This is a genomic window from Cytobacillus sp. ABV4_503 (assembly GCF_056158445.1).
Genome location: NZ_JBSWTH010000001.1, coordinates 1,742,227 through 1,767,475 on the forward strand (window position 1 = coordinate 1,742,227; position 25,249 = coordinate 1,767,475).

Sequence of the window (25,249 nt, forward strand, 5' to 3'; positions counted from 1 at the left end):
TTTCAGATTAATATTTTTTTATCAAATATCGAAACGTTTCACTGCAAGGGGGAATTCGTTAGCCATTTACCAGATGGCAGATTTTTTGCGTTTGTTCTTAAGGTAGTAATGTTGCAGCACAATAGCGGGAAACTTAAAGCAAAGCCTATTAAATTATTGGGGGTTTTACGTATGAGTCAAAAGTTGTTAAATGTTTTCAGTAAAAAATTTGCAGCAGCTGCAATGGTAGGTACAATGGTGGTTTCAGGGGCATTGGCAGGCTGTTCTTCTGATTCCGGATCTTCTGCGAAGGAAGGGCAAAAAACGATAACGGTTTGGGGCATGGGAGAAGAGGCAAAAACACTTCCAAAGATTGCAGATGAATTTGAAAAAGAAAACCCGGAAATTGATGTGAAAGTTCAAGCCATCCCTTGGGATCAGGCGCATGATAAGCTATTGACAGCAGTCGCTTCTAAAAAAGGTCCTGATGTTGTGCAAATGGGTACGACTTGGATTCCTGAGTTTGCATCTGCGAATGCGTTGCTTGATTTAGCTGAGCATACTGAAGAATACCCTGAGCTTAAAGCCGATAATTTCTTCGAGGGGTCAGTGGAAACAACAAAATATGAAGACAAAGTGGTTGGCGTGCCTTGGTATGTTGATACACGTGTACTTTTTTACCGTACAGATTTATTGGAAGAAGCTGGCTATAAGGAAGCACCTAAGACTTGGGATGAATTAAAGGATGCAGCCAAAAAGTTGGCTGACCGCGGTGATGATAAATATGGAATCAGCATCGATACAAATGAGCAAAGCTTATCATTTATGTTAGCTCGTCAAAACGGATCCAAATTATTAGAAGGCAATCAGTCTTATTTCAATGAACCGGAATTTGTTGAAGCAGTCGAGTATTTAAATGGATTCTTCAAAGATGGATCTGCTCCTGTAGATCTTGGACTTGATATCGTCCAGGCATTCAGAGGCGATGGAATCCTGCCGATGTTTATCAGCGGACCTTGGATGGTCAAGCTAATCAATGACCAGGCACCGGAACTTGAAGGCAAGTGGGCAACAGCAGTCCTTCCGGCTAAGGAAACAAACACATCTACACTGGGCGGATCCAATTTATCCGTATTCCAGCATACTGAAAATAAAGAAGAGGCACTTAAATTTCTTTCTTATATGAGTAAACCTGAAACTCAGGTTAAATGGCTTGAATTGACAAACTCTTTACCAGCAAGCAAAGAGGCTTGGAATGATGATCAGCTTCAGCAAAATGAGTATTATAAAGTATTTGGAGAACAATTAGAAAATGCACAGCCAATGCCTGTCATCAAACCTTTTGAGAAAATTGCACAGGATTTCTTAAGCAGATTTGAAAAGATTTATCGTGGCGGAGCTGATATTCAGGCCGAAATGGACGACTTTGATAAAAAGTCTGAAGAAATTTTAGCCAAGTAATTTTTAACAACAGGTACTGGCCGGCGGGTGTCTGCCAGTTGCCTGCAATAGTCCGGAATAATTGGACTAAGAAGGAAGGGACCTACAATGAAAAGCTTTATGGCAAACAAAACTCCATACTTTTTTATAGCTCCTGCACTTATCTTACTTACATTATTCTCCATTCTTCCTATATTTGTGGCGCTGATCATCAGTTTTACTGACCTGGATCTGGTTGGGATAGCAGACTGGTCATCCATTAGTTTTGTTGGTTTAGAGAATTATAAAGAAGTTGTAAGTGATCCGATATTTGTAAAATCCATTTTTAATACACTGTTTTATGTGGTCTTTGGTGTCCCGCTGGTTATCGTTTGTTCCCTGGGAATTGCGCTCCTGATCAATTTTGGGAAAGCCCGCATCTTTAAAGCTTTCCGGGTTGTTTTCTATATGCCTTCCATCACAAACGTGGTTGCGGTTGCTGTTGTTTGGAGCTATCTTTATAACCCTCAGTTAGGCTTGTTTAACCATCTGCTGGAGTTTCTTAACTTGCCGCCTGTTCCATGGCTGCAGGATCCAACAATGGCAAAGGTTTCGTTAATAGCCCTTGCGCTTTGGAGAGCTATTGGCCTTAATATGATTATTTTTCTTGCTGCGCTTCAGGGGATTCCAAAAACTTACTATGAAGCAGCACAGCTTGATGGAGCCAACAACTGGCAGCAGATGTTCAAGATTACGATTCCTCTTTTGAGATACGCAATCTTTTTTGTTTCAATCACGACTATGATCGGCTGGCTGCAATTTTTCGAAGAACCATTTGTCATGACAAATGGCGGTCCATTAGACAGTACGACTTCAGTTGCACTGTTTATTTACCGGAATGGATTCCAATTCAGCAACTTTGGTTATGCAGCAGCAGGATCTTTCATATTGTTCATTGCCATCATATTCATAACAATGATTCAATTTAGGCTTCAGAAAAAAGGGCAGGATTATTGATGAAAGCTGAGGTGAAAAACAAAATGAAATCCAATGCAGTTCAAAAACAGTCATTAAGCAGCAGTGTTAAGCAGGAAAGAGCTCAGCAATTGGCAGCAGCTATTATTCTTACAATTGGAGGAGTGCTGGTTTCCATTCCATTTATTTGGATGATCCTTTCTGCCTTTAAGCCTGAAAGTGAAGTTATGCAGCTGACACCAACTTTGCTGCCGCAAGATTTCACATTGGAAAACTTCCAGAACCTCTTTGTGAATATGAACTTCGCTCTCTATTTGAAAAATACTCTTATCATCGTTCTTTGGTCGTTTGTAGGCTTATTCTTAAATGCGATGGCCGGTTATGCCTTTGCCAAATTTGAATTTAAAGGACGCAATAAATTGTTCTTTCTCGTACTTGCAACCATGATGATCCCCGGGCAAGTAACCATGATTCCGGTATATCTGATTCTGAATCAGATGCAATTGACAAACACGATGGCGGGCATTGTGCTTCCTGGCCTGGTGGGTGCATTCGGGATTTTCCTGTTCCGGCAATTTATGACTACCATACCGGATGAATTGCTGGAAGCAGCAAGACTGGATGGTGCCAGTGAGTTAAGGGTGTTCTGGCAGATTGTCTTGCCGATGGCTAAACCGGTCATGGCGGTGCAGGGGATTTTAACCTTTATTGCAGGATGGAACAGTTTCCTGTGGCCGCTGATCATTGCCAACGATGAAAGCCTTTATACTCTGTCGGTAGGACTCCAATTATTAAAAGGCCAATATGGCGGAAACTTTGCCCTTCAGATGGCCGGATCAACCTTCATGGTTGTTCCAATTATCATCATCTTCATTCTCTTCCAGCGATATATTATTGATGGTTATACCATTTCGGGGATGAAGTAAATCGCAAAAGGCCAGGAATTTCAGTTTCCTGGCCTTTTGTGGTGTTAAGATAATACTCTCTCTCATAGATTCTTTGTAAGCAGAACTATCTATGAAGGGGAGTATAAATGTGAAACCTGAAATGCAGAAAGCAACTTTACTCGCTGAAAATATTCGGGATTTTCTAACCTTTCTGAATAAGAATCTTGAAAACAATATTTTCTATTTGGACACTGACAAATTAAAACAAATAAAATTGATTGCTGAAGACTATAAATTTCATATCCTCTCAGATGAGCTGTTCAGAATCAATCGTTTTGTCTGGGACCCAAAATACACAAATTATTTGGTGGACCGGTTTGCAAAAGGGCTTACTATTATTGATGAGTATGTACAAAGAAACTATAACAGCCTTTTTATGGTGACTGGAAGGCTATATACATTGAAGAATCTCAGTGCATTATTCAGCAAAGATTAACAGTCAGAACTGCGCCTATTTTCATGATTCCAAAGAGTTTTCGTATCGAAAGGAAATATTGCCTCTCTTCATTTTTCACTATATGAATTATAATAGTTAAAGTTCATTCATTTATTTTAAACAATTAGGGGTATGAAAATGGAGAAGCACAAGATCTTAAGAGTTCTGGAAAAAGAATTAGTGGTTGCCCTTGGATGTACGGAACCTGTTGCAATAGCACTTGCTGCAGCAATGGCAAAGAGCCATGTAAAAGGGGAAATAAAAGAGCTTTGCTTAAAAGCGAGCGGAAACATCATCAAAAATGCAAAATCAGTCGGAATTCCCGGCATGAATTCCTATGGTCTTGATTTCGCAGCTGCAATCGGCGCTGTGGCAGGGAACCCTGCAAGAAAGCTCGAAGTATTAGAGGGAGTGGAGCCAGAAGATGAGCTCCTGGCTCTGAAACTTATTGAAGAAGGAAAAGTAACTTCCCTTCAGGCGGAGACACCAAAAAGGCTTTATATCGAAGCGGTATTAAAAACAGATATGCAGACTGCCAGAGTGGTAATCTCTGATAACCACAGCAATATTACTTTAATAGAGGTTGATGGAGAGATTATCTACCAGGGCGGATTTGAAAATTTAGGAATCCAATCTGAAGAAGATGAATTAATTGCACTCACCATTGAGGAGATATATGAATGGGTGCTTAGTGTGGAAGTCAGCTCCTTATCACTGATAAAAAAGAGTATTGAGCTCAATCGGGTCATTGGAATGGAAGGCCTATCGGGCGAGTATGGCCTAAAGGTAGGGAAAACGATAAAGAGGAATGTGGAAATGGGCATCTTATCGGATGATATTGCTACTGCGGCTATGTCTTTGGCTGCAGCCGGATCAGATGCGAGAATGGCAGGATCTACACTTCCAGTTATGGCAAACACCGGAAGCGGCAACCAGGGAATCGCAGTCACACTTCCAGTTGTTGCAGCTGCAGAAAGACTTAAGGTTGCAGAGGAAAAAATGATTCGGGCAGTTGCACTCAGTCATCTGATAACCATTCATATAAAATCCAAATTTGGCCGGCTCTCGGCTTTATGCGGTGTAACTGCTGCAGGTATGGGCGCAAGTGCAGCCATCGTATATTTGCTGGATGGACAGCTTCAGCAAATCAAAGCAGCCATTCAAAACACAATCGGGAATGTTTCCGGAATGATCTGTGACGGAGCAAAAGCCGGGTGTGCCATGAAAGTATCTACCTGCTCCAATGTAGCAGTGCAGTCTGCCCTCCTTGCTCTCAACGATCAGGAAATCAAATCAACCGATGGATTTATTCACGATGACGTTGAAAAGAGCATCGAGAGTTTCTGTAAACTAGGAAATGAAGGAACCCGTCATACGGATGAGCTCATTTTAAAATTAATGATGGAAAAATAAACTGAAAAAAGGTCCTTTCTTTATGAAAAGGGCCTTTTTGGCGTGCAATATGAATAGGTGAAAATTACGAAATCATTCCTCGTCGAAACATCTCCGCAATTGCCTGTGACCGGTTTTGAGCTCCCACTTTCCTAATAGCTGTTTTAATATACTGGTTGATGGTGACTTCACTGATATACATGGAATCAGCCATTTCTTTAATGCTTTCCCCCCAGGAAATCCTCTTCATGACCTCCATTTCTCTTTTGCTTAATAGCCGGGTATCTTCTTTTCCTTCCGTTTTTTCAAGGGTTTTTCCTACCTGTTGACCAAATTGAGTATAAGAAGAAAGCTGCTGATCAGAAATTTTTATATGATCATCAAATTCGTTCGTGCAAATATAACCGATGGGAACAGCGCCAAAGCAGATGGGGATAGCCAGGAAGGAGTTGACATTGGAAGTTGTAATGTATTTGATGTTTATTTGCTTCAGGTATTCGATCCCCGAACAATATTTTGCTTTCCTTTCATAAAGGGCAGAATAAATAAGCGGCAATGAACGAATATCATCCCTGATATCTCTGATATGTATTAATCCTTGGCCCGTAATAGCGATGATTCCTTCACCAATAAAGCCTAAGGGTGAATACCGGAATAAATAGGCGTTTTGAACAGGAAAAATGTTCATATAAACCTCTAGAATTTTATACAGTTTTTCTTCATGACTCTCGATATCTTCTATATTCTGGATATTATCCAAAATGGTAGATTCTATTGCCATATTAACACCTTCCTTATAGGGATATTATATATAGAAAATTGTGAATATTCAATATAAACGAATGATAGTAAGCTTAAAATAGATTAAAATATATGTCCTGGAGAGGAGGTACTTTTAACAAGAAAAATGTAATCGCTTTCGACTAAATTAATATCATGAGGAGGAAGAAAGTATGTCAACATTTCAAAAATCGAACTCTCTCACGGATTTTGATGCTGTCGTTGTAGGGGCTGGTTTTTCTGGATTGTATATGCTGCATCTTTTGCGGGAAGCCGGTTTTTCCACGAGGGTATTTGAAGCGGGCGATAATGTCGGTGGGACATGGTATTGGAATCGGTATCCAGGCGCAAGATGCGATGTTGAAAGCATCTACTATAATTACACTTTTTCTGAGGAACTATTGAAAGAATGGAGCTGGTCGGCAAAATACGCAGAACAGCCTGAAATACTAAGCTACATAAATTATGTAGCGGATAAGTTTGAACTGCGGCGGGATGTGCAGTTCAATACAAGGGTGCAATCCGCGCAATTTGACGAAAAGAAAAATAGGTGGGACGTTCAATTAAATAACGGTGAAAAGGTTTCTGCCCAATATTTTATTACAGCTGTAGGATGCTTGTCAGCGTCCAATGTACCTAAATTTAAAGGGCTGGAAAACTTTAAGGGCGAATGGCATCATACCGGGCAATGGCCGCATGAAGGAGTGGATTTCCAAGGCAAGAGCGTTGGCATCATTGGCACAGGGTCCAGCGGTATCCAGGCAATCCCTGTCATTGCAAAAGAAGCCAAGCACCTGACCGTATTCCAGCGGACCCCGCAGTACAGCAGTCCAGCCAGGAATACGCCGAATGATCCTGAACACCTGAAAAATATACGGAAAAATTATAGGGAAATCAGAGAGAAAATGCGCCATTCCGTTACAGGCATACCGGAGGAGCCAAGAAACATTTCCGTGTTTGATGAATCTCCTGAAGAACGGCAAAAAGTTTTTGAAGAAGCCTGGCAAAAAGGAGGTCTGCTAAATCTTACTTACACATATAATGACTTGTCCATTACTCCTGAAGCTAATGCCATCGTGGCGGAGTTCATCCGCTCTAAAATCCGCGAAACAGTCGCAAAGACAGAAGTGGCTGAAAAGCTCCTTCCGAGATTCTATTACGGCACCAAACGCACCATCATTGATACAGATTATTTCGAGACCTATAACCGCGATAACGTATCGCTGGTGGATGTGAAAGAAGCGCCGATTCAGGAGATTACCGCAACAGGGGTTAGGACTGCAGATGCTGAATATGACCTTGACATGATCGTGTTTGCCACAGGTTTTGATGCGATGACTGGACCGCTGTTTAAGATCGATATCCGGGGAAAAGACGGCGTCTCCCTGAAAGAGAAATGGACTGGCGGCTCACATACTAGAACCTATTTAGGCTTAGGCACAGCAGGTTTCCCGAACATGTTCATGCTGACAGGACCTGAAAGTCCTTCCGTATTAAGCAATATGATGGTTTCGATTGAGCAGCATGTGGAGTGGGTATTTGATTGCATCAGCTATATGCGCGACCAAAACCAGGCTGTCATTGAAGTAAAAGAAGAGGCGGAAAATACATGGAGCAAGCACTGCCGTGAAATCGCCGATCAGACTTTATTTACCAAAACTGACTCATGGTACATGGGTGCCAATATTGAAGGAAAAGCCCGCGGCTTCCAAATTTATCTAGGCGGTGTTGGAACCTACAGAAGGATTTGTGATGAAGTCGCCGAAAAAGGCTATGAAGGCTTTAGCCTGACAGCCTCTGAAAAAAGTGCTGTGAATTAAGTGGGGATTGATAGGGCAGGCTTACTCCTGCCCTGTCTATAAATATATTATTAGGGGGAAATAATTATGGCATTAGATCCGCAGGCAAAATTTTTATTGGAACAGATGGAGGCAGCAGGAGCTCCGCCGATGAGCCAGCTATCACCGGAGGAAGCCAGACTTACCACAGATTTCAGCGCTCTGGCTGGAGAACCGGAGGAAGTAGGGAAGATTGAAAATAGAAAAATTGCGGGACCTGGAGGAGAGATACCTGTCCGAATTTATACTCCTAAAGGAGAAGGACCTTTTCCAGCACTCATCTATTATCACGGCGGCGGCTGGGTAATCGGTGACCTGGAGACAGTAGAGGTTCCTTGCCGTCTTTTAACGAATCTGGCGAATTGCGTGGTCGTTTCTGTGGATTACAGACTGGCTCCGGAACATAAATTTCCTGCGGCTGCGGATGATTCGTATGCTGCAGTCAAATGGTTGGCTGAAAATGCAGCTTCCATTGGAGTGGATCCGAGCCGCATTGCCGTCGGAGGCGACAGTGCAGGCGGGAACCTTGCAGCCGTTGCTGCCCTCATGGCAAGAGACAAAGGTGAAATCTCACTCGCCTTTCAGATGCTGATTTATCCTGTAACCAACCATTCCTATGCAACAGAATCCTATACTGAAAACGCAGACGGCTATCTGCTTACGAAAGACAGCATGGAATGGTTCTGGAATCATTATTTGCGGAATGAAGAGGATGGGAAAAATCCATATGCCTCTCCACTGCAGGCAAAAGACCTAAGCGGACTGCCGCCGGCATTGGTGTTAACGGGAGAATTTGACCCGCTGCGCGATGAGGGTGAGGCCTATGCTGAGCGTTTAAAGGATGCCGGTGTCCCGGTTGAAGCCAAACGTTATGATGGCATGATCCATGGCTTCTTCTGGATGCCTGGTGTACTGGATCAGGGAAGAAAGTCGATTGAGCAGGCGGCAGATGCTTTAAGGCGTGTCCTCCAGGGCAGTGTTGCTTCGAAGTAATATATATCGCAGATTGGACACTTCTGATTGGGGGAGTGTCCTTTTTTGTTTTTAAATTCATAATAGATTTTCTGAAGAGTCATGGCGATTATAGGGAAGTAATACTGTCGCCAAGGAGTGTTCATGTCGACGAAAATGCAGGCGAGGAAAGATATGAACCCCACGGCAAATAAAGAATTAAGGAATAGAGAAATTCGTCATAAAGCCAATGAAATAAAAGTTTCCCTTCAAAAACCCCCGATCACCCATTTGGGGTAATCAATATCCCATTCTTCCAAATTTATATTTTTCTCTATCCTATCAAGGTGCTCTTTATCCTATTTTCAAGATAAATATCAGCAGAAAACAAGAAATTTAGTAGTAATGTACCTCTTTAATTACCCCAATTTACTGTTCACAACTATCCCCTTTAAGATAAATATAGTAAGTATTCTTACTTTTCCATCAATTAAAGAGCAGGAGGAAAAATATGAAGTCACGCAATAATCTATTAAAAGGGGCACTAGCTGCAAGTTTATTGTTCTCTGCTGCCATTCCATTTAATGTGCTTGCACAGAAGCAGGAAGTCACAGTAGATGAAGCGGAAAAAATCCTAAATGGCCTCTCGAAAGAACAAAGGGAATCTTTAGAACAGCTTGAGATAGGGCCGGGATTTATTATTTCCCCTGAAGTAAATACAACCACTCCTGAGCTGGTCGAAGTCATTGTGGAATTTAACCAGGCTCCTGCAAAGGTGGAGGTAAAGAAAGAAGCTTTGAACGGCAAAAAACTCTCTCTTCACTCAGCTAAAGAAAAAGTAGAAAAATCCCACAGTGAATTCAAAGCCCATATTAGCAAACTGAGGGCTAGGAAAAGCATTTCATTGTATGAAGCCAGTAAAATTGAAGTGAAACGCGAATACAAAAATGCATTCAATGGGGTTTCAATGAAACTGCCGGGTATAGCGGTGGAGGAACTCCTGCAATCAGGCGAAGTAAAGCGGATTTGGAGCAATGCCCAGGTCCAGCTGGATCTTCCTTCAGAAGAGGAAACTAAAATGAAGCCGAAGATGGCAGACAGCATTCCCCAAATCGGTGTGGATAAGCTTCACGATGAAGGGGTTACCGGAAAAGGAATCAAGGTTGGAGTACTGGACACAGGTATTGATTATACCCACCCTGACTTAAAAGATTCTTATAAAGGATACCGTGCTGAAAACGGACAAGATCCAGAAGCAGTCGATCCTGCCTCTGTGAAAGGCTGGGATTTTATCAATAATGATGCTGACCCAATGGAAGCGACCTATGATGAATGGAAAGCAGCGAGTATGCCTGAGTTTCTAAATAGCTCTGCCTATTATACTTCCCATGGTACGCATGTCTCCGGCACAATTGCTGCGCAAAAAGACAATGCAGTTGATTATGCTGTAAAAGGAGTTGCACCTGATGTAGATTTATTTGCATACAGAGTTCTCGGCCCGTATGGTTCAGGTACGACAGATGGAGTGCTTGCAGGCATTGATAAAGCTGTTGAGGATGGCATGGACGTGATTAATTTATCCCTTGGTGCCAGTGTAAACGATCCTTTATACCCTACATCAGTGGCGATAAATAATGCGATGCTATCAGGTGTCGTTTCCGTTGTGGCAGCCGGAAATGCCGGCCCAAGTGAAAAGACTCTTGGGTCGCCAGGTACGAGCGCGTTTGGGATTACAGTAGGTGCGAGTGATGCAGCCATTTCCATTCCGGCTTTTAAAGCCAGTGCAGGCGACAAGGTTTTTGAATCTATGAAATTACTTGCCAAGAATTTTTCTGATGACTTAAAAATTCTGGAAGGCAAATCGTATCCTGTTGTGTTTACTGGATTGGGTAAACCAGGAGATTTTACAGGGAAAGAGTTAGCTGGCAGAATTGCATTAATTGAACGAGGAGAGCTTACATTTGAGGAGAAAGTGAAAAATGCTAAAAATGCAGGCGCAGCAGCTGTCATTATTTTTAATAACACTGAAGGTGAAATACCTGCCTATATAGGAGAAAACGCCAAATATATTCCAACGTTCCAGCTTACGAAAGCAGCTGGAGACTTTTTAAAAGGGAATCCTGAAGCAACTATTACATTTGATCAGCTTACCCAGGTTAAAACAGAAGGAGATTCTCTTGCAGACTTCAGCTCAAGAGGGCCTGTTAACAGTAATTATGATATAAAACCGGATCTTGTGGCACCAGGAGTGTCCATATTCTCCACTTATCCGGAATTCATGAACCACCCGGAAGAGGGGCAGGATTATAGCTCTGCCTACGCGAGACTGAATGGAACCTCTATGGCGACTCCTCATATTGCGGGTGTGGCGGCACTTATGCTTCAGCAAAATCCAGACATGGACCCTTTCACTGTAAAAACATCTCTAATGAACACATCTGATGATTTAAAGAGCGATTACTCAGTATATGAAGTGGGGGCTGGCCGGGTAGATGCCTATCAGGCTGTTCATTCGGACATATCATTCAAAGTAAAGGATCAAACCGATCATATAGAAAACGGAGAATACATCCAAGTAGATGAGATTACAGGCTCCATCAGCTACGGCAGCCATTATCTGGACAATGCAGATATTGAGGACAGCCGAAGCATACAAGTGGCGAATAATAGCAAACAGGATCAATCATTTAGAGTAGAAGTGGAATATCATGCAGCACGGGAAGGCGTACAGGATGGAAATAAAAATAATATTAAAGTCCATATCCCTGAATCGCTGACAATTGGAGCAGGGAAAACAGAGCAAATTGAGGCTGGAATTGTCATTCCAAAATCGGCTGAAATCGGCCGTTATGAAGGCTATATTCATGTGGTTAATCAGGCAAATCCAAATGACCGCTACCAAATTCCTTTTGCTATAAGAGTTACAGACAAAGGGATTTCCTATGCCGAGCCGCTCTCACCTTCTGTTACAACAGATACGCCATTCCATCAATACTATGCACCAGGTTCTCACTTTGTCTTTAAGTTTAAAAGTCCAATGGAAACGTTCGACCTGATTGTCAAAGATGCCAAAACAGGCAAGGCTGTAGGGCTCGTAGGAAGCTATGACGGCAGCCAGGCAGTCCCTGACAAGGAATACCTGATCTTTTTTGGACACAGGGGACTTGTTTATCCATTCACTGGGAATAAGAAGCAGCCAATAGCTGATTACATTCAAAAACTGCCAGAGGGCGATTATGTACTTGATCTGATCAGCCGGGATGCCGAAGGGAAAAGTTATCACTACGAGAGTGTCGGTATCGTAGATAATACCCCGCCGGAAGTGGATCTGGATATTGAACCGGGAGTCATCGAAATAAATGATGGCATGTTAACTGATGAAGATGGCCATCACGCATTCTGGGTACATGGAAATATTACAGATAAAACAGTTGACCTGCTGCAGTCAAAAGGAATGGATTTTACTCAAAAAACCAATACAGCTGCTTACTATGAAAATGGCAGCCCATTTATTAGCGGATTTCTCAAGCTTGAAGATGATGGAGCTTCAAAATTTGGTGTGCTGCCGGAAGAATATGAAGCCAGACCTTATCAGTTAAAGCTGTTCCCTTGGGATATGGGCACAGCGGCAAACACATTTTCAAGTCCTCAATATGTGTTCATGAAGGAAGGCACCGAACATGCAACCAGCCGATTTGATAAGAGCAGTGTAAAGCTGAATGATGAGATTACCATGACCCTTGATTTAAATAATGTGAAGAAATTTGTTTCAGGCTCATTTGAGGTGCAGCCTTTCCTTAATTTCTTTGAATTCCAGGAAGTTAAGGTGAATTCAAAGCTTCAAAAATTTGCTGATGAAGAAGGAATTTCTATAGAATTGGATGAACCTGTTGTTGCCCAATCAGGAGTTAAGGTCGGAGCATCACTTTCAAAAGCTGATTTCGAAGGCATCAATGGGGATATGCCATTCCTAGATGTCACTTTTAAGGTCGCAGATGATACGAATTACTCGAGATACTCTTCCATTGGTTTAAAGGAGTTATCTTATAAAAAACAGGGAGAAAGTGAAGAAAAGAAAATTCCGGCATATAGCTTGAATCATTTTGAATTCAATTCCTCACATTCAAGAATAACCGGGAATATAGCACCGGAAGCTTTCTTAACCTCCGGAGGCTGGATTGATAACAAATACGATTTTACCAAGCTTAAGGCAACAGTCTTCGCTAAAGCTGCAAATGGAAAGATATATGAGGGAACAATGGACAGCAGGGGCCTCTTTGAAGTGATTGTACCAGCAGATAAAAAAGCCTATACCGTCTATGTCGAGGTGCCTGGCCATATGGCTGAATATAAGAATGTAATGGCAAGCATTGAAAAAGAGGGAGAGCAGCAAGGCCTGTATGTGAGAATTAACCCCGAAGATAACCTTGCAGGGGATGTTACCCAGGATCAGATTGTTGATATCCGGGATCTGAAAGAAGCTGTTGATCATTATGGCAAGAAAGCTCCTGAAAATTCCCATCTCGATATTAACCAGGATGGGGTGGTCGATGAAACAGATGTCAGATGGATTGAAAAGAATTTCTTAACGAAAGGCTCATTAGCAGGAAAAGGAAATCAGCCGAAAGAAACAATAGGGAAAAAAGGCCTTGGAGATTTCCTGAAAATGATTGGATTGGAGCCAAAAGAAAAATAAGAATTGCACAGAAAGGCGGGAGAAACGTTCTCCTGCCTGTTTCTATTAACCTATAGAAAATTACTGGTGATTTCACTATAATAATAGAAACTTTAATACCGAGGTGCAGCATGATCATTGGGAAAATAATTAAGTTTTACAGGGAAAGAGAAGGCCTGACTCAGGGTCAGCTGGGGGAAGGGATTTGTTCGGTAACCCATTTGAGTAAAATTGAACGGGGAATTACCGAATACTCGGGAGAAATAACACATCTTCTGGCCAGGAGGCTCGGCATTAATGCCGAAGAGGAAATACTGCGATATCAGCAGCTTGCAAAGAGGCTGAATGAATGGCATGAGAGCATGATCATGCAGCGTGTACAGGAATCTGAACAGATAAAAAAGGAACTGCAGGTTGAAAAACTGATTCATATGCCTGATTTTCAGACTCTATATGGCCTGCTTTCAGCCAGATACTATTTATCTGTAAGTGATTTGGAGTCAGCATCAAAGTTGATTTCGGATCTTAGTAAAACTTCTCCTGCCTTTTCACCTCATGATGCGAATCTGTTGAAGCATATCCAGGGCATCTATTACTTTCTTACAGGCCAATACCGTGACTGTATCAGCTGTTTAGCTTCTATTGACAGAGATCAGTACAGCTATGATGAATACTATTACCATTTAGCAATTGCTTACCATTCCATCCATTCAAATATCACAGCCTATTATTATGGCAAAAAGGCTCTTCAATATTTTCAAAGAACCTTAAATATCCTCCGCATTATCGACACAGAAATGCTGCTGATTGTTCAGCTAAATGCCAAGGAACTGCATGATTTTAATGATACCAAGGAAAAATATGAACAGTTAATTAAGCTATGTGATGCGTGTAATTCAGGTGACCGAAAATCCAAGCTTTATCATAATCTGGCATTTGAATATTTTCGCCGAAAGAAATACAGGGAATCAGCAGGCCTTTATGAGGAAGCACTGAAGCTTACGGCCGAAAATGCTCCTCACTATTTAACTGCTTTAGATGGATACATCCATACCTGTTATAAAGGAAAACTTCAGGCCGGCAGTGCGCTAATAAAATTAGCTGAAGAAGGCATGGAGAGGGCAAAAGCAGCTGATTCATATACCTGGATTTATTTTCAGCTTCATCTCCATCTATTGAAAAAGGAAGAACAGCAATACTATCAATTTATTGAGGAAACAGCCTTGCCGTACTTTAAAAAAATTGGCTATGGCATTTTAATCGACCATTATGAGAAAAAGCTTTTCCACTTTTACTCAGAAAAAGGCGAGGCTCAAAAAGCGATAGAGCTCGCACGTTCTTTTATACATAAACAGAAAAGCTATTATGATCACGAGTAGAATTTTTTTGAGCAAAAAAAAATGAGACTGCATTTTATGCTGTCTCATTTTTCATTGACTGTTTAGGCAGCTTTCTCTGAAACATTTTCGCATTTGTTCCTATATAAACACCAGTCAGAACAAATGCTGCCCCTATTCCATGAGCCATGGTGAACGTTTCACCCAAAAAGACCGTAGCCATTATAACGGCAGATACAGGCATCACATTAATAAAAATGGAGGCCTTGGCCGCACCGACCTCTTTAATCCCGTTATAGTACATCACAAATGAAACCACTGTAACAAAAATGCTCATATGGGCGATCGCGGCCCATGTCGTCATGCTGGCTTGCCGGATATCCATCCACGATGTTTCAGCCGAAGCGAATGGCAATAGAAATAAGGTTCCATAGGCAACTGCATAAGTAGTGGATTCCACTGAGCTGAATTTTTTCAATACCACTTTCCCCACAACACTATAGATGGCCCAGCTGATCACAGCACCCAGCAATACGAAGTCAATCGGTTCAAAGCCGTATTGGAAAAGAGTGAGCAAATGGCCATCTGTAATAATAAACACTACACCTGTCAAAGCAACGGCCATTCCAATGATATGATTCTTTGTAATTTTTTCTTTTAAGAATAATCCTGATAAAAGGACGATCAGCACCGGGTTTGAAGCAATAAATAATGAGCTTTTAATGACTGGCGCATGCTTTGTGGCCAGGAAAAAACAAATATTATACAGCGCAATTCCAGTCAGGCCCAAAAGAGCAAACAATCCATGATCCCTTAAATTCGGTCGTTTCCGGTCTTTCTCCATGATCCACATGAGCGGAAAAAGCAGGATGGCAGCTCCAAAAAACCGCAAAAAAGCAACTGTTGCAGGCTCAAAGCTTTGAACAGCAAACTTGCCGGCAATAAATGCGCTGCCCCATGTAGCAGTAGCCAAAGTCAGCATTCCATAAATAAGCCATAATCTCTTTTTCAAACTACTCGCCTTCATTTCTGTAAAATTTTATAAATAGTATTATAACACCTTTTTCGAAAGGCGAAATAGTTAATTTTTACTGGGATTTTTCAAAAAGTGTGGAAGATAAAAAAGATGAACTTTAGCTTGGGCTTCGATTATGATTGTAGAAAGATAATTAAAAATTTCGGATAAGCCGCCTAATGCAGGGGTAGTACATTTAATATATTCGTTAAATAAATTTACAATTGCCGCTCTAATTGTATACACTAAGAATGATTATCAATTAAAAAATAAATAAGATTCGGAATATAAATATCGATTAACGGAAAGGAGGGACCAAGATGTGGCCATTTTCATCAAGCAAACAGAACAAAAATGTCGTCGATGCAGCCAGTTATATTTCCATTAAAGAAACGACCGAAGAAGCAGAAATCGAAAAGATGGTAACTAAGCTGAAACAGATTTTTTACAGCACATCCAGGGACATTGTTATTTTGTGCATTGGTTCTGACCGCTCAACAGGAGACTCTCTTGGGCCATTGGCAGGAAAAATTCTCAAGGAAAAAAACATTACTTATCCAGTTTATGGGACTTTGCAGGAGCCTGTTCACGCATTGAATATCAAGAAAGTAATTAATGAAATCAAAGAAACCCACCATGATCCGTTTATATTTGGCATAGATGCCTGCCTTGGAGACGAGCGGCAAATCGGCTATCTTTTAATAAGGGAAGGGTCATTTATCCCGGGAAATGCAGTGAATCGGGCTCTTCCAAGTGTGGGTGATTATCATTTGAAGGCAATTGTAAACACGCTGGATCCATTATCACCTGTTCATTCCTTAAATAGCACGAGATTATACATGGTTTTAAAACTGGCTGAAATCATTGCGGAAATCATTTCGCGTGTAGCGGCAAATGACCGTACTTCCAGAGGAATGATTGAAAAAATGAATGTTCCGTAAACATGAAATGGGTAAATCAGCCAAAAAATTGCTGTACCCCGATAGGTAAGTTATAATGAGCTAAGGATACTAAAGAGAAAGAGGGAAAGGGATGGGGAATAACTGGACGGAAGATAATCTGATCTCGATACGCGAGAGGGTTTATCTGCATATTAAGGATCTTATTTTGGACGGAGAATTTAAAGCGGGAGACCGGCTGGTGGAACGAGAACTTGCTGAGAGATTAAACATCAGCAGGACACCCATTCGGGAAGCGCTGTTCCGCCTGGAATCCCAGGGGTTTGTTAAGACAGTCCCAAGAAAAGGCGTAATTGTTGCCGATATTTCTGAAAAGGAAATTATCGAAGTGTTTACCATTTTATCATCACTTGAAGTTCTGGCAGCAAAATTGGCTGTTCAAAAGCTCGATAAAGAAATGGAAAGCAAATTCACTGATAGCATAAGAAAGGTCGAGGAATACCTGAACAATCCTGAAGAGGATGCTTCTGAATTACATAGGGAGCTCAATCATCTCCTATATAGCTCTGCCAAAAATGTGAAGCTTTATGAGATGCTGAGCGGATTATCCGATTACATTCGCGCATTTGCCAAAATCGGGCATAAAAATCCGGGAAGGGCAAAGCAGTCAATGGAGGAGCATTTGAAAATCATGGAAGCAATCGTCAATAAAGAAATGGAAATGGCTGAATATCTGACCAAAATACATATTGAGAATTCAAAAAAAGCATATATTGAAGCGGTGCAGCAAAGTGAAAAGAAAAATTAAGAAAGAGCAGAAGCCCTTTCTTAATTTTTTTACACTCCAATCACAATTGGCGAAGTAAAATTTTTTAAAACCTTGGCCACACTCATGGCGACAATCGGACTGGATTTTGGATTTTCCTCATAAGGAATATTCGAAACGGATATCTCAACTTCGCCAAAATAACCTTTTGCTTTAATAGTATGAGTGTTCGATTGGATAGTTGGATCAGCATACACTTTTACTTTTGTGTCTTCAAAGCCGATTCCTGCAAGGCTGAGGGCCGCTGATACATTCACGCTCTGCGGAAAGAGCTTGGACGACTCGCGTGCATTGCCTTCATAAATACAAAATGGTTCTGTCAGAGTATGTAAATCCACTTTTTCTTCTGCTATCGTACCTTTCCAGCTGCGGGGATGCTTTCTAGTAATTAAGGTAATATCTTCAATTTCCCCCAATGCACCTGCCGCAATCCGGTCCAGGCCCGCGATAGCTGCAGAGGGAATAAAGATCTGCCGGTTCTGCTGCATGGCCACAGTCTGCAGCTGTTCAAAAAAAATGTTGTCTCCCAATGCTCCAACGGAAAGTACTACAAGATGGCTCCCATTTGACAGCACTTTCTCCGCGAACATGTGTAAAGCCTGATGACCCGCTGCCTCTATAATAATATCTAAATCCCCATTAAAAAATTCTGCTTCATTTGATATAAAAGCAAATGTCTGTTTGTCTGCATGTTCTGCACTCTTTTTTCTTCTAACAAGCACAGACTTTAACTCCACTTCACCGGCATGGCCGGCTTCAATTAATTCTGCAATAGTCTTCCCCAGCGTTCCATAACCGATTATTCCAGCTTTAAGCATATTTATCACTCCTTCATGGGATCACCCCTAACAATAGGAGTCTCGAATTTTGGTATACGATATACTTTGTGCAATTTTATTCTAGATTTTAACTTAAATTTATTAAGAGAGCAATATATTTTATAGAAAATATTAAAACATCTAAATTTTCAAAATTATTTGCACAATATTCTTTTTTAGTGTTATTATAGTATACAAGTTAAATATAGTGAAAAAGGGAGGTGGTCAAAATTCTCATGTACCAGAGGAAGAAAGGCTGATCTTTTGGTAAGAACTTCTGAAGGAGCATAAGAAAATAGTATAGTATGATTCGAATGGCGTACATGCAGATAACAAACACATCAGAGATTATCGCTTTTTTGTTTTTCGTTTAGTTTGGTATACAATCCACCAAATGCAGTATGCTTTTTGGAAAAAGTTTCAAAACCTCCTGAATAAGCCAAGTGTTGAGGTATTACATAGTCAGCTGTAGAAAAACAGATCATGCCTCCTGCAATCTGTCTTTTGCAATCTATTTATAAAGAGATTTTTTTATAACGAAAAACGGAGGGGAATATATGGAGTTAACATTTGCTCATTGGGTATATGCAATTGTTACTGTGTCTGTAATCGCAACGATGCTTTTCAGAAGAGGCGTTGTCCTGCCTGTTATCATCGGAACTTTCTTTGTGGCAGTCATCTATAAAGGAAGTCTGATCGCTGGCTTCCAGGCGGTCTTTAACGCTAATCTCCTTGCGGCAAAAGAGCTATTCAGTATATTCTTGATCATCTCCCTCATGATTGCGCTTCTTAATTCTTTGAAAGATCTGGGGGCTGATAAAAGGCTTATCGGACCAATTGAGAAGGTAATGATCAACGGGCATGTGTCCTATTTAGTATTAATGGTTACCACTTATGTTATTTCACTCTTTTTCTGGCCTACTCCTGCTGTCCCGCTTATCTGTGCATTGCTGGTCCCGGCAGCGGTCAGGGCTGGCCTGCCTGTGATGACGGCTGCCATGGTTATAGTCATTGCTGGCCAGGGAATGGCGCTTTCTTCTGATTATATCATGCAGGTAGCACCGATGCTAAGTGCCAAAGCGGCTGGAATTGATAAAGCACTGGTTGCAGATAAGACATTAGTTCTTTCCCTCATTACAGGAGTAAGCGCATTGGCCTATATTTATTTGGCGCATAGAAAATCTATTGTCAAAAATGGCCACCATGACTCCTCGCTAAATCCTGAGGATTCAGCATTTTTTGGTGTAGCCAATGAACTTGCGGCCACTGCTGAAGAAAGTGCTGAAACCATCCAGAGAAAAAACACATGGGGTAAGGTCTTTGCTGTATTAGTGCCTTTATCCATGCTGGCTGTTATGGTGTATATGTTCTCAACAAAGTTAACAGGTGGATCTGGATTTGAAGGAACAGATGGAGCTGCCTTTATCGGCGGGGTAGCGACACTTTTATTAGTGCTTGCCACCGTTGCATTTAATCGCATCCATGCCTTGGATAAAATAAGCGAGCATTTAACCGAAGGGTTTGTATTTGCCTTTAGAGCGATGGCCCCGGTTATTCCAATAGCAGGTTTCTTCTTTATGGGAAGCTCAGACTTCACCGGCACGATACTATCCTTAGATGAAAACGCTTCCAAACCTGCGTTTTTGTTCGATATGATACAGGCAGGCCAGGCTTATATTCCTGAAAATGCCTTTATTGCCGGTTTTGGTCTCTTGATAGTAGGTTTAATTACTGGCTTGGATGGTTCAGGCTTTTCTGGGCTGCCGTTAACAGGTGCCTTATCCGGTGCTTTGGCAAATGGAAGCCATATCGACCCTTCCACATTGGCAGCGATCGGGCAGATGGGCGCCATCTGGGGTGGAGGAACGATTGTTGCCTGGTCCTCCCTTGTGGCAGTAGCAGGGTTCCTCCAGCTTTCACCTTTGGAACTGGCCAGGAAAAACTTTATTCCTGTTGTCGCCAGTCTTTTTATTGCCACATTAATTGCTATATTAATTTGGTAAAACAGTAATCTTGAAAAATAAAAGGCTATCCTGCAAAGTTAGAATATACTAACTTAGGGGATAGTCTTTTTTTCAGACAGAATAGGAGGCACATGATGAAAATAGGTTTAGCAGGGATTGGAAAATTGGGGACTGCCATGATGACTCAATGGCATAAATCTAATCTTTCAATCGGCTTTTATCATCCCGACAGGTCAAAGGCAGAACAGTTTGCTGAAAAATTCCCAAACGGACGCCCTTTAACCGATGACGAGCTGAAGCAAATGGATGTGATTCTGCTCGCTTTACCTGCCGGAAAAGTGATTTCTTTTATAGAAAGTATGTTTCCTGTGGAGTCTTCTATCGATTTCATCAACATGGCGACTGCGCTTTCAACGAACAGTATTAGAGGAAGATTCCCTTCCTGCAAGGTATACGGATTAAAATACATGGGGCATTCGAGAGATTTAATGGAGAATGGAAATGGGTTGTTTATTTCAGAGGACCAGCTGCCGGATCCGATAGTGGATCTTTTCAAGCCTTTGGGGGAAATAGTAAAGGACAGTGAAGACAGATTATCAGAAATAAACAAACTGGCTACATTTTTTGCTGTCAAGACAGCAGTCGAAATCGAGGATGATTTTATCCGCAAAAATTATCCCCCTGCATACATCAAAAGAGCTCTCGCCTCCCTGGCACCTGAAGTTATCCGCTCTTACAGTGAAGGCACCTTGGGGCATTTTGCACAGGAGATTGTCAATGAAATACAAAAGTCCACTAAAAAAGCTGCTGATTAAACTAGTTGATCAGCAGCTTTTTCTATTAGAACAATCTTTCCAGTAAAAACAAATAGAGCATCACACAAGCAACATAAACTGCCGCGAAAGGCATATTCCAGTTGGAGACTTTATAGGAATCTACTTTGATAATGTTGGACATGAGTCCAAGAGTGGCATTATATGGACCCACTAAGAAGGCGGAAACAGCCCCTGACAGCATGGCAACTGTCAGAATGTGAGGGGAAATCCCGATGGCTGCCGGGTTTACGCCTTCAATCATCAATGCAAGTGAGACAGCTGGATGAAGCCCCAGAAAGGCAAGCCCTAAAGGAATCAAAGGCAGGATAATCAGGAAAACTTCGACCCCTGCAACGTTTATAAAAGCTGCAATCCAGCCATAAAGGACTTCATTTGCCTTAGAAAAGTTAATAGCTGAGATAAAAAAGCCAGTTGATAAAAAGATGAAAAATTGATCCTTCATGCTCATGGCGAAGGAATTGAAATGGCTGGCAAGCTGATCGCCAAATTCTCTCCCTTTTTTTAAAATAAGGGACCAGCTGAATGCAAATGGAATAACGATCAAAGAAACAAGGATTAAGAAAGGCAAAGAAAACTGCGTCTCAGCAAGGGAAACAAGAACATTAAAAATAGCGATGGCAAAAAGGATTTGAAAAACTCTGCCCGGCCGGCCGGCATTGTTCACTTCCAGGGCTGCCGCTGTTTCGTGCACAGATTCTTCTCCAGCGTGCTGGAGTTTCATAGGCTGGGATTGACGGGAACCAATAAACCAATCCATTGCTAAGCCCAATATGCTCAGCGGAATGACATAGGGGAGGATGGATACCCAGCTGACTCCCGTCATCGTAATCACTATTCCCACAATAGGCGTTACTGGCGCCCAAATTAAAGGCATGGCAAACCCCCTGGAAATCGCTCTGCTCATGAATCGTTCTTTATTTCTCACGGGAAAGCCCCCGAGTGCCGGCCGGATTGAATAATACGTCATGGGAAGAGTGGCAAGATTCATAAAAATGCTAAAAAAGTAAGAAATCCCCGAAGTCATCATATATAAATGACCAGATGTTTTTATTCGTTTTTGAATGATAGCCTGGATGCCTTCCCCGTACCGCCCAACTTTAATCGGGATGCCCAGGATCGGTATTAACGTAAACATGGTAAGCAAATCAAGCATTGGCCCAAAGGCAAGAATATATTGCTGCCACTCTGAGCCGCTTGTCCAAAGCAGGACAGCACCAAAAGCCAGGAACACGCCACCCAGAATCTGAACAAATTTCTTCGCAAGCCTAAAGGTCAAAACGACTATGATAAAACTCAGGACAGAGAGGAGGGGATCGATATTCCATTGCGGAAGCAAAGTGGACAGCAAATATAAACCAATCACAGTCAAAAATAAAACTCTCAGCATATCAGACACCCTCGCGATCTTTAATGAAGTGAATATTGAATTGTATACCAAATTGCAATAATCTCTTTATTTGTTCAAAATTCAGCCGCGTTTTATATGAAATTTTGGTATTTGGTATACAATTTTGTTGTAAATTTTTAAAATCCATAATATAATAAAAATAACAGGTTAGAGAAAAAAGGAGGCTGCCCCCATGTTCCATTTTTTATTTGGATCCAAATATGCAATTGAGAAAACAGAAAGAAAATTAGCCCGTTTAAGAAGAACATTAAAATTCTAGTCAGGCCGCCATTATTTGGCGGTTTTTTCTATAGAATAAGAAAGTTAGAAACTTTGAACTCAGAAAACTGTATAGCGCAAACACCCTACCCCTCGAGGTGAGGCCACCAGGACAAGGAAGGCTTCGTCAGCCTTAAACATCGCACGACCGAAAGCGGTAGCTTTTGGGAGGAGATGGCGTTCTTAGTCAGCGTTCCTTCTTGGGCAACTCGCTACCCCTTTACATGTGAACAGAAAACCCGGAAGAAGAGCGGCTTCCTCCGGGTTTAGTAATGACATTTATACTGCTGCTTCATCGGTTTTTACCAGTTTGGAATGAATGGAGTCTTCGCTATTGCCTGAAGCTTTTACTATTTCATCCAATTCTTCTCTGGCAGCTTCCAGCGTTTCAAACCGTTCAAAAAATTTAACACCAATATGATTCACATACTCTTTACCTTCATACTCTTCATAAAGCTGGATTTTCATATTCTCATCCAAAACTTCCGCGATTGTGTACTTTGCCTTCAGGTTATCGAAGAAATAAAAATGATATGTCTCAACCGGCTTTAGACCCTCGTTTTCAAGTATCGTCTGGAAAGTATCTTTATTTGTTAATACAATATATTTACCCAATTAAAACACTCCCTTAGTTTTGTTTGAAATTAGTTACAAAATCCAGAATTGATCATATGTAGCTCGTGAGGCAACCTCCTCTTCTTTGGGATATTGTATACCATTCCACTTAAGTTTATTTTATACTATGGTTTTGAAATATTCAATAATATATTCTAAATTTTTTAATAATTCGGTGAAAATTAGTTCTACTTTTCTTTAAAAAGATAGAGGTGAGTAAAAAGAGTGGGAGTCAATCTGGCAGATTAACGACCAAAAATAATGATCTCAAGAAAATGGCAGTTAATCCCGCTGATTAACGACGGAATTAATCGAACTCAAAGAAAAAGGTATTTAATGCGGCCGGATAACGACGAAAATAATAAAACTCAAAGAAAATGGTAGTTAACCGAGCTGATTAACGACGAATTTAATCGCACACAAGGAAAAACGGTACTAATTGGGGCTGGATAACGGCGAAATTAATCGCATTCAAGGAAGAATGGCAGTCAATCCAGTAAAAGACACCTTCCTATATTCGCCAAACACAGAAAAATAAAAAACGAGTTTGCTAATCTTCCCGAAAGGTTGTATACTTTGAAAAAGTATCTAAATTTTTAGAATAAACTGAAAGGGGTAATTTTATGCCGAAGGTTACGCTTCATGTGGATGGGGAGATTGTGGAAAAGCAGGTAAAGGATAATGCTAATTTGGTTGTTCTGGCAGGGATCCGCCAGTTTCCGGAATTAAAATATGGATGCGGCATGGGAAGATGCACAAAATGTACGTGCATTGTATTAAATGGGGGAGATGATCTCGCTCCGCCAAATTGGAAGGAAGAAAAAATGCTTGGCGACAAAGTGAAGGAAGGGTACCGGTTAACCTGTCAAATGACCATCCAAAACGACATTGAAATATCCCAGGAAAACATCTCTATAATGCCGCCAAAGAAAACAACTGCAGCTATTTCAAAGTAGTTTTTTATTTTTATTATTAGATGGTATACAAAATACCTAAAACAAGCGGGGTATCAAGAAAATGAATTGTTTTGATCTTACTAAGATGACATGGAAGGAAGTCGAAAAATCACTGGAAACAGTAGAGTTTGCCATTATTCCTGTGGGAGCACATGAGCAGCATGGTCCACATATGGTGGAAAGCTGTGATGCGGTGCTTGCGGAGAGAATGGCATTTAAGCTGGGGCAGCGAATGTTTCCATATGCTATTGTGGCGCCGGCTGTTAACATGGGGGTTTCCGAGCATCATATCCATTTTCCAGGAACAATTGCACTTCAGCCTGCTACTTTGATTGCAATTCTTACAGACATGGTTTCTTCACTGAAACAGCATGGCATTAAGAGGTTTTTATTTTTGAATTCACATGGCGGAAACCAATCTGCATTGAATCTTGCGGCCATGACCATTACAAAGGAATTGGAAGTAGAAGTCTACTATGCAAAGACCACTGCATCTGCAAAGGAATCTATCGGGAAATATGTAAAATCTCCTTTATTTGGCCACAGCTGCGAACGTGAAGTGTCTGAAGCCCTGTATCTTGCTCCTGAACTGGTAAGAGAGGACCTCTTGGAAAAAGGAGATATCAAGGAAGGGGGAAGATGGGAAAGACTTCGGCCTGGGAGAGCTGTCCAGGGATTTTATTTCTATGAAGAAATGACTGGAAACGGCTGTATTGGTGATGGCCGGCAAGGGAGCAGGGAAATTGGAGAGCAAATCGTTGAAGAAGCCCTGGATAATCTCTCTGAAGAACTTTCCGAACTGCTTGATCTGAAAGAGGAGCTGCTTTATTAATTTATTGGAATCTATCATCAGAGAAAAAATAATCTTTAAAAAATTCTAAAAATTATGTTTACAATTTAAAAAGAATAGGTTATGATTTCCTTA

General features: G+C 41.3%; 20 protein-coding genes. 15 read left to right on the forward strand and 5 right to left on the reverse strand.

Annotated elements, in window-relative coordinates:
* Nucleotides 1-171: 171 nt before the first annotated feature.
* The 5 genes from ACXAD1_RS08825 (at nucleotide 172) to ACXAD1_RS08845 (ending at nucleotide 5,169) form a co-directional block, all read left to right on the forward strand.
* A complete protein-coding gene (locus ACXAD1_RS08825) occupies nucleotides 172-1,440 on the forward strand; it encodes a sugar ABC transporter substrate-binding protein (protein ID WP_206836856.1) in 1,269 nt (422 codons plus the stop codon).
* Between the two features lie 87 nt (nucleotides 1,441-1,527).
* The gene (locus ACXAD1_RS08830) at nucleotides 1,528-2,415 is read left to right on the forward strand and encodes a carbohydrate ABC transporter permease (protein WP_370224571.1); all 888 of its coding nucleotides are present in this window, start codon (nucleotides 1,528-1,530) and stop codon (nucleotides 2,413-2,415) included.
* Nucleotides 2,416-2,438: 23 nt separating this feature from the next.
* On the forward strand, nucleotides 2,439-3,299 hold the full coding sequence (locus ACXAD1_RS08835) for a carbohydrate ABC transporter permease (protein ID WP_206836861.1): 861 nt from the start codon (nucleotides 2,439-2,441) through the stop codon (nucleotides 3,297-3,299).
* Between the two features lie 109 nt (nucleotides 3,300-3,408).
* On the forward strand, nucleotides 3,409-3,756 hold the full coding sequence (locus ACXAD1_RS08840) for a hypothetical protein (RefSeq protein WP_474909842.1): 348 nt from the start codon (nucleotides 3,409-3,411) through the stop codon (nucleotides 3,754-3,756).
* Nucleotides 3,757-3,894: 138 nt separating this feature from the next.
* Complete coding sequence (locus ACXAD1_RS08845; protein ID WP_474909843.1) at nucleotides 3,895-5,169, forward strand: L-cysteine desulfidase family protein; 1,275 nt, start codon at nucleotides 3,895-3,897, stop codon at nucleotides 5,167-5,169.
* Nucleotides 5,170-5,233: 64 nt separating this feature from the next.
* Here ACXAD1_RS08845 and ACXAD1_RS08850 read toward each other — a convergent pair whose 3' ends face one another.
* The gene (locus ACXAD1_RS08850) at nucleotides 5,234-5,929 is read right to left on the reverse strand and encodes a response regulator transcription factor (RefSeq protein WP_474909844.1); all 696 of its coding nucleotides are present in this window, start codon (nucleotides 5,927-5,929) and stop codon (nucleotides 5,234-5,236) included.
* A gap of 172 nt (nucleotides 5,930-6,101) precedes the next feature.
* Between ACXAD1_RS08850 and ACXAD1_RS08855 the strand changes: the two genes are divergently transcribed.
* The 4 genes from ACXAD1_RS08855 (at nucleotide 6,102) to ACXAD1_RS08870 (ending at nucleotide 14,771) form a co-directional block, all read left to right on the forward strand.
* Complete coding sequence (locus ACXAD1_RS08855) at nucleotides 6,102-7,748, forward strand: flavin-containing monooxygenase (protein WP_370224568.1); 1,647 nt, start codon at nucleotides 6,102-6,104, stop codon at nucleotides 7,746-7,748.
* A 66-nt stretch (nucleotides 7,749-7,814) separates the two neighbouring features.
* On the forward strand, nucleotides 7,815-8,759 hold the full coding sequence (locus tag ACXAD1_RS08860; RefSeq protein ID WP_474909845.1) for an alpha/beta hydrolase: 945 nt from the start codon (nucleotides 7,815-7,817) through the stop codon (nucleotides 8,757-8,759).
* Between the two features lie 469 nt (nucleotides 8,760-9,228).
* Entirely contained in the window at nucleotides 9,229-13,413 is a 4,185-nt protein-coding gene (locus tag ACXAD1_RS08865; RefSeq protein WP_474909846.1) for a S8 family serine peptidase, read from the forward strand.
* A 110-nt stretch (nucleotides 13,414-13,523) separates the two neighbouring features.
* Nucleotides 13,524-14,771, forward strand: a complete 1,248-nt coding sequence (locus ACXAD1_RS08870; RefSeq protein ID WP_474909847.1) for a helix-turn-helix domain-containing protein — start codon at nucleotides 13,524-13,526, stop codon at nucleotides 14,769-14,771.
* Nucleotides 14,772-14,805: 34 nt separating this feature from the next.
* On the opposite strand, the gene ACXAD1_RS08875 is transcribed toward ACXAD1_RS08870, so the two are convergent.
* Nucleotides 14,806-15,711 carry a DMT family transporter gene (locus ACXAD1_RS08875; RefSeq protein ID WP_206837672.1) on the reverse strand — a complete coding sequence of 302 codons (906 nt, stop codon included), beginning with the start codon at nucleotides 15,709-15,711 and terminating at the stop codon, nucleotides 14,806-14,808.
* Between the two features lie 353 nt (nucleotides 15,712-16,064).
* Between ACXAD1_RS08875 and yyaC the strand changes: the two genes are divergently transcribed.
* Nucleotides 16,065-16,685: a spore protease YyaC gene (yyaC, locus tag ACXAD1_RS08880; RefSeq protein WP_370224563.1), complete on the forward strand. Its 621-nt coding sequence runs from the start codon at nucleotides 16,065-16,067 to the stop codon at nucleotides 16,683-16,685.
* Nucleotides 16,686-16,776: 91 nt separating this feature from the next.
* On the forward strand, nucleotides 16,777-17,451 hold the full coding sequence (locus tag ACXAD1_RS08885; RefSeq protein WP_206836886.1) for a GntR family transcriptional regulator: 675 nt from the start codon (nucleotides 16,777-16,779) through the stop codon (nucleotides 17,449-17,451).
* A 29-nt stretch (nucleotides 17,452-17,480) separates the two neighbouring features.
* Here the strand turns inward: ACXAD1_RS08885 and nadX are convergent, their stop codons facing one another.
* Entirely contained in the window at nucleotides 17,481-18,287 is an 807-nt protein-coding gene (nadX, locus tag ACXAD1_RS08890; protein WP_474909848.1) for an aspartate dehydrogenase, read from the reverse strand.
* Nucleotides 18,288-18,844: 557 nt separating this feature from the next.
* On the opposite strand from nadX, the gene ACXAD1_RS08895 reads away from it, so the two are divergent.
* Nucleotides 18,845-20,290, forward strand: coding sequence for a hypothetical protein (locus tag ACXAD1_RS08895; RefSeq protein WP_474909849.1), 1,446 nt, complete (start codon nucleotides 18,845-18,847; stop codon nucleotides 20,288-20,290).
* 95 nt (nucleotides 20,291-20,385) lie between these two features.
* Entirely contained in the window at nucleotides 20,386-21,066 is a 681-nt protein-coding gene (locus tag ACXAD1_RS08900) for an NAD(P)-binding domain-containing protein (RefSeq protein ID WP_474909850.1), read from the forward strand.
* 25 nt (nucleotides 21,067-21,091) lie between these two features.
* On the opposite strand, the gene ACXAD1_RS08905 is transcribed toward ACXAD1_RS08900, so the two are convergent.
* Nucleotides 21,092-22,474, reverse strand: coding sequence for a hypothetical protein (locus tag ACXAD1_RS08905; protein WP_370224560.1), 1,383 nt, complete (start codon nucleotides 22,472-22,474; stop codon nucleotides 21,092-21,094).
* A 558-nt stretch (nucleotides 22,475-23,032) separates the two neighbouring features.
* Nucleotides 23,033-23,368 (reverse strand): hypothetical protein, encoded by a 336-nt coding sequence (locus ACXAD1_RS08910; protein ID WP_206836899.1) that lies wholly within the window; start codon nucleotides 23,366-23,368, stop codon nucleotides 23,033-23,035.
* Between the two features lie 623 nt (nucleotides 23,369-23,991).
* Here ACXAD1_RS08910 and ACXAD1_RS08915 point away from each other — a divergent pair.
* A complete protein-coding gene (locus tag ACXAD1_RS08915) occupies nucleotides 23,992-24,324 on the forward strand; it encodes a 2Fe-2S iron-sulfur cluster-binding protein (protein ID WP_206836903.1) in 333 nt (110 codons plus the stop codon).
* A gap of 61 nt (nucleotides 24,325-24,385) precedes the next feature.
* Nucleotides 24,386-25,156: a creatininase family protein gene (locus ACXAD1_RS08920; RefSeq protein WP_206836905.1), complete on the forward strand. Its 771-nt coding sequence runs from the start codon at nucleotides 24,386-24,388 to the stop codon at nucleotides 25,154-25,156.
* The last annotated feature ends 93 nt before the right edge of the window (nucleotides 25,157-25,249 follow it).

What these genes read in the sequence shown, in the direction of transcription:
- ACXAD1_RS08900 (WP_474909850.1), top strand. Translation starts at nt 20,386, where the DNA reads ATGAAAATAGGTTTAGCAGGGATTGGAAAATTGGGGACTGCCATGATG.
- yyaC (WP_370224563.1), top strand. Translation starts at nt 16,065, where the DNA reads ATGTGGCCATTTTCATCAAGCAAACAGAACAAAAATGTCGTCGATGCA.
- ACXAD1_RS08835 (WP_206836861.1), top strand. Translation starts at nt 2,439, where the DNA reads ATGAAATCCAATGCAGTTCAAAAACAGTCATTAAGCAGCAGTGTTAAG.
- ACXAD1_RS08865 (WP_474909846.1), top strand. Translation starts at nt 9,229, where the DNA reads ATGAAGTCACGCAATAATCTATTAAAAGGGGCACTAGCTGCAAGTTTA.
- ACXAD1_RS08870 (WP_474909847.1), top strand. Translation starts at nt 13,524, where the DNA reads ATGATCATTGGGAAAATAATTAAGTTTTACAGGGAAAGAGAAGGCCTG.
- nadX (WP_474909848.1), bottom strand. Translation starts at nt 18,287, where the DNA reads ATGCTTAAAGCTGGAATAATCGGTTATGGAACGCTGGGGAAGACTATT.
- ACXAD1_RS08875 (WP_206837672.1), bottom strand. Translation starts at nt 15,711, where the DNA reads ATGCTGACTTTGGCTACTGCTACATGGGGCAGCGCATTTATTGCCGGC.
- ACXAD1_RS08885 (WP_206836886.1), top strand. Translation starts at nt 16,777, where the DNA reads ATGGGGAATAACTGGACGGAAGATAATCTGATCTCGATACGCGAGAGG.
- ACXAD1_RS08905 (WP_370224560.1), bottom strand. Translation starts at nt 22,474, where the DNA reads ATGCTGAGAGTTTTATTTTTGACTGTGATTGGTTTATATTTGCTGTCC.
- ACXAD1_RS08855 (WP_370224568.1), top strand. Translation starts at nt 6,102, where the DNA reads ATGTCAACATTTCAAAAATCGAACTCTCTCACGGATTTTGATGCTGTC.
- ACXAD1_RS08860 (WP_474909845.1), top strand. Translation starts at nt 7,815, where the DNA reads ATGGCATTAGATCCGCAGGCAAAATTTTTATTGGAACAGATGGAGGCA.
- ACXAD1_RS08895 (WP_474909849.1), top strand. Translation starts at nt 18,845, where the DNA reads ATGGAGTTAACATTTGCTCATTGGGTATATGCAATTGTTACTGTGTCT.
- ACXAD1_RS08825 (WP_206836856.1), top strand. Translation starts at nt 172, where the DNA reads ATGAGTCAAAAGTTGTTAAATGTTTTCAGTAAAAAATTTGCAGCAGCT.
- ACXAD1_RS08830 (WP_370224571.1), top strand. Translation starts at nt 1,528, where the DNA reads ATGAAAAGCTTTATGGCAAACAAAACTCCATACTTTTTTATAGCTCCT.
- ACXAD1_RS08845 (WP_474909843.1), top strand. Translation starts at nt 3,895, where the DNA reads ATGGAGAAGCACAAGATCTTAAGAGTTCTGGAAAAAGAATTAGTGGTT.
- ACXAD1_RS08850 (WP_474909844.1), bottom strand. Translation starts at nt 5,929, where the DNA reads ATGGCAATAGAATCTACCATTTTGGATAATATCCAGAATATAGAAGAT.
- ACXAD1_RS08915 (WP_206836903.1), top strand. Translation starts at nt 23,992, where the DNA reads ATGCCGAAGGTTACGCTTCATGTGGATGGGGAGATTGTGGAAAAGCAG.
- ACXAD1_RS08920 (WP_206836905.1), top strand. Translation starts at nt 24,386, where the DNA reads ATGAATTGTTTTGATCTTACTAAGATGACATGGAAGGAAGTCGAAAAA.